The organism is Streptomyces sp. NRRL S-495 (assembly GCF_000966955.1).
In the GTDB taxonomy this organism is placed as follows: domain Bacteria; phylum Actinomycetota; class Actinomycetes; order Streptomycetales; family Streptomycetaceae; genus Kitasatospora; species Kitasatospora purpeofusca.
Map to the genome: position 1 here is coordinate 1 of NZ_JZWY01000756.1, position 4,282 is coordinate 4,282.

A 4,282-nucleotide genomic window follows, 5' to 3' on the forward strand; every position below is an offset into this window, starting at 1 on the left:
GCCGGCGGGCGTACGTTGCCGACATGACCACGGCCGTTGACAGGTATTCGAGGCGATCAGGGCGGCCCACCGGCTGCCCCCGCCATGCGCCGGTCGGGCCTGCCGGGGGCAGCTCCTGGCTGAATGCCGGAGCCGTGCCGTGAAACCGCGTGCAGCGGCGCGACGGCGCGGGTCCTACCCGGGCGCGGTCCTGGCTCGGCGGTCACCACCGCGACCGGTCGTGCGGTCGAGCAGTTCCCCGCGACAGCTCCCCAGGTCCGAGGGAAGAAGCAGAGTCATGGGCCGATTCGATTCATTCACCGCCTTGCTCGACTACCCGGTGTATGTCGTCACTGCGACGGCCGAGCAGGAACGCGCGGGGTGCCTGGTCGGTTTCGCCGGCCAGTGCTCGATTCGACCGCCCCGATTCTCCGTGTGGATCTCCAAGGCGAACCGTACCTACGCCGTCGCGTCGCGCTCGCAGGTGCTGGTGGTCCATCTGCTCCCGGCGCGCCGGCACGATCTCGCCGAGCTGTTCGGCGGCCGCACGGGTGACGAGGTCGACAAGTTCGCGGTCGCCGAGTGGGAGGCAGGGCCGTACGGAGTCCCGGTGCTGGCGGGCGCTGTGGCCTGGTTCGCAGGCCGTGTTCTCGACCGGGCGGACTGGGGCGACCACGTGGGCTTTCTCCTGGAGCCGCTCGACACCGGGGCCGCGTCGAGCGGCAGGCCGCTGACGTTCCGGGACGTCAAGGACATCGATGCCGGGCACCCCGCATGATGCCGGGCATTTCGGAGAAGGAAGCCGGGCACGGTGGCGGGACTGGACAAGGAGACGGCCGGTGACAATGAGCAGCGGCGGGGGAGCGGCCGGGAGCGGCCGCGACGAGACGCCCCAGGAACGGGCGGACCGGCTGTGGAGCGAGATGCTCCAGGAGGTACGCGTGTGTCAGACCGGTGCGCAGATCCTCTTCGGGTTCCTGCTCAGCGTCGCCTTCACCCCCCGCTTCGCAAGCCTGCCCGACTTCGACAAGCACCTCTACACCGCAACCGTGGTGCTGGGCGCGGTCGCCACCGGAGCGCTCGTCGCACCCGTCGCCTTCCACCGCTTCCTCGCGGGCCACGGCATGAAGCCGGAGTTGATCCACGTCGCCGGCCGACTCATCGCCACCGGCCTCGTCACTCTGGCTCTGACGATCACCGCTGCCCTGCTGCTCCTGCTGCGCACCGCCACGAGCGACGCACCGGTGGCGTGGATCCTCAGCGGCGCCGTCCTGCTCTGGTTCACCACCGCCTGGCTGATCCTGCCGCAGGTCGTACTGAGGCGCACCGCCGCCCGCCGGCGTCGCCGGACCCAAGGCTGACCGCGCGACCGGTGAGAGTGGATCGCGTTCGAGGAGATCGCCGGCCACGGCGGTGCCGAGCAGGCCCACAGCCGGCAAGCTGCTCGCGCTCCGGGGGCCGGGCCGGTCGACCGGGCCCGCGACCTCGTGACCGGGTCCGGCAAGTCCTGGAACGGTACCGGGCCCCTACTGTGCGGCTCGTCCTGTCTCGTCTCCGGGTCTCGGCCCTCGGCGGTGCGGACGAGGCGTCGCAGCAGGCCGTCTCACACCAGCGACACTCCAGTCACCCCGGCCTCCGGAGTGGCGCCGGGCGGCCCTGCAGACCTTCCCAAGAACCAGGGCCAATGGGCATGTTTCCAGCCGAAACGCCCACTAAGAGGACGTTCACGTCGTTCAGGTGTAGGTTTGGGATGATTTGTCTACTGCCCGAAGACTCCGCTGATGGGGCTTTTGCTCGGAATGCTGCGACCGATCGAGCGTCGATGCCGCTGCGACTCATCCCGTTTCGCCCGGAAAACTCCTGTCCGGTTCGAGAATGCCCGGATCGCAGTGCTCCGTCACCCGATCGAGCGATAGACCGTACTCAACTCCGGCCCTTACCAGTGTAGTTATGACGAAGCAGCCGCAGCGCAAGCCTTATCCGAGCGACTTGTCCGACGCCCGCTGGGCCCTGATGGAGCCGGCCCTGGCCGCCTGGCGCGCCGAGCGACAGAAGACGTCGCTGGGTCTCGGCGGCAAGATCTCCGACCTTCGTGAGGTCATGAACGCGATCCTGTATGTGAACCGAACGGGGATCGCCTGGCGCTACCTTCCGCACGACTTTCCGCCCCACACCACGGTGTTCTCGCACTTCAGCGCGTGGACCGCGGACGGCACGATCGAGAAACTCGGAGTGCGCCTGCACCGCCTGGTCCGCGAGAAGGAAGGTCGGGACGCCGAACCGACCGCATGCGTGATCGACTCCCAGAGCGTCAAGACCGCGCCCAGCGTGCCCACCGAGACACAGGGCATCGACGCCGGCAAAAAGATCGTCGGCCGCAAATGCAGCATCGTCACGGACACGCTCGGCCTTCTTCTACTCGTCATGGTCACCGCCGCAAGCGTCTCCGACAACGACGCCGGAAAGCAGCTCCTCAGCCGACTCGCCGCCACCCATCCTGCGATCACCAAGGCCTGGGTCGACACCGGCTACAAGACCCAGGCCGTCGAACACGGCGCGAAGCTCGGCATCGACGTGGACGTCGTGCCGCGAAACGCGCAGGTCAAAGGCTTCTCAGTCGTCCCCAGGAGGTGGGTGGTCGAGCGGAGCTTCGGCTGGATCATGATGCACCGCCGACTGGCCCGCGACTACGAGACCAAGCCCGAACACTCCGAGAGCATGATCCGCCTCGCGATGATCTCCAACCTCGCGAAGCGGGCAACGGGCGAAAGCACCATAACCTGGCACAATCCATGAACTATCCCCCATGCAAACAGGACGTCCTCTAAGGCCGTGTTTTGAAAATGGGCTCTGCCGATCGCCTTGGGTTGTGAAGCGTGGGAAGTCATCAGAAATCGGCGCCGGAGATGTGCCGGTGGCGACGATATCCGCAGCGGACTCGACCAGGTCCACGCTGACCCAGGCTCGGTGACCACTGGCCGACCCCGCCGCTACAGTACGGCCGTGATCAACATCATCGAGGAAGTCACCCGCTCCGGAGCACGGCTCACCACCGTCCTCGACGCGCTGACCGACACGGACGTCCGTGCGCCCTCGACGATCCCCGGCTGGACGCGTGGCCACATCATCACCCATCTGACCGGGAGTGTGGACGCCTACCTCTGGCTGCTGGCCGTGGCCCGTACCGGCGCCGAACCCGGCCCGAGGCCAGGTGCCGAGGCGCTCGACGGCACCGACCGCCGCGCCGCCGAACTCGCCACCGACCTGCGCACCCGCCTCGGACGCCTGGCCGAAGCCACCGCCTCGATGCCCGCCGAAGCCTGGGACATCCTGGTCACGGCGCTGGCGGGCTGGCAGCACCCGGCCTGGTACACCCTCCACCGCTGCTGGCGCGAGCTGGAAACCCACCACGTCGACCTGGACGTCGGCTACCGCCCGGCCGACTGGCCCAGGACGTACGTGACCTGGGCCCTTGACGACACCCTCGCTGCGCTGGCCGCGCGCGACTTCCCCCTCGCCCGCGTCGAGGCCCCTGACCTCGACCGCTCCTGGCCCCTCGCCCCGACCGGCCCCGCCCTCACCGGCGCCGGCCACGCCCTCCTCGCCTGGCTCAGCGGCCGCGCGACCGACGCCCCGCTCGCCTCCGACCATCCACTGCCGGACCCGCCCAGCTGGCCGCTACCACCCGCCCCCGGCTGGAGGTGAGCACGGTGACGGGCAAGCGGTCGGGTGGTCGGGTGGTCGGTTCGGTGAGATCGGTGATGGTCGCCGGTCGGGTCGGCTGACCCGAGGCCGTTGTCTCCTGGCCCCCGGGATGGATGGGGCCCCGGGCCGGTCACCCGGGCGCCCCCCGGCATGCCCGGACGGGCATGCCGGGCGGCGCCCGCTGGCAGGCGGTCAGGGCTCTTGGCCCCTCGCGAACTTCCAGGCCTGCCGCCGGTCGTTGACCTCCAGCGGTCGCAGAGCGAGCCGTGGCGGGAAGATCCGCAGCAGGCTGAGGTCCAGCGCCAGCTCGTACCCCTCGATGGGGCCGCCCGGGACGACGATGTGGAACGCGAAGGGCTCCGACGCCTGGTAGAGCGCCCACGGGCGAGGCTCGGTGCTCCCCATGATCATCTCGTTGATGTTCGGGTCGCTGTCGTAGGTCAGGTACGTTCCGTGCCTGAGGTTCTTGATGGTCACGTTGCCGTCGGCGAGACCCTCCACCTGCCACTCCTGCTGGCCGGGCTCCCCGGTGGGCGGCAGCAGCATCGCAAGGTCCTTCGGCTCCATGAGCGTGATCAGCTGCTCGTTGGGCTTGGTG

Annotated in this window: 5 protein-coding genes; 4 read left to right on the forward strand and 1 reads right to left on the reverse strand. The window is 69.2% G+C overall.

Annotated features, from left to right (window positions below):
- Positions 1-277: 277 nt before the first annotated feature.
- The 4 genes from VR45_RS32770 to VR45_RS32785 all read left to right on the forward strand — a co-directional run bounded on the left by VR45_RS32770 (position 278) and on the right by VR45_RS32785 (position 3,684).
- Complete coding sequence (locus tag VR45_RS32770; RefSeq protein ID WP_045943529.1) at positions 278-757, forward strand: flavin reductase family protein; 480 nt, start codon at positions 278-280, stop codon at positions 755-757.
- A 67-nt stretch (positions 758-824) separates the two neighbouring features.
- Positions 825-1,340 (forward strand): DUF6328 family protein, encoded by a 516-nt coding sequence (locus VR45_RS32775; RefSeq protein WP_045943530.1) that lies wholly within the window; start codon positions 825-827, stop codon positions 1,338-1,340.
- A gap of 589 nt (positions 1,341-1,929) precedes the next feature.
- A complete protein-coding gene (locus VR45_RS32780) occupies positions 1,930-2,775 on the forward strand; it encodes an IS5 family transposase (RefSeq protein WP_045943531.1) in 846 nt (281 codons plus the stop codon).
- Positions 2,776-2,982: 207 nt separating this feature from the next.
- Positions 2,983-3,684, forward strand: coding sequence for a maleylpyruvate isomerase family mycothiol-dependent enzyme (locus VR45_RS32785; protein ID WP_052709552.1), 702 nt, complete (start codon positions 2,983-2,985; stop codon positions 3,682-3,684).
- Between the two features lie 192 nt (positions 3,685-3,876).
- Here VR45_RS32785 and VR45_RS32790 read toward each other — a convergent pair.
- Positions 3,877-4,282, reverse strand: a 406-nt coding sequence (locus tag VR45_RS32790) for a hypothetical protein (RefSeq protein WP_045943532.1), incomplete at its 5' end; no start/stop codon positions are given.

What these genes read in the sequence shown, in the direction of transcription:
- VR45_RS32775 (WP_045943530.1), top strand. Translation starts at nt 825, where the DNA reads ATGAGCAGCGGCGGGGGAGCGGCCGGGAGCGGCCGCGACGAGACGCCC.
- VR45_RS32770 (WP_045943529.1), top strand. Translation starts at nt 278, where the DNA reads ATGGGCCGATTCGATTCATTCACCGCCTTGCTCGACTACCCGGTGTAT.
- VR45_RS32780 (WP_045943531.1), top strand. Translation starts at nt 1,930, where the DNA reads ATGACGAAGCAGCCGCAGCGCAAGCCTTATCCGAGCGACTTGTCCGAC.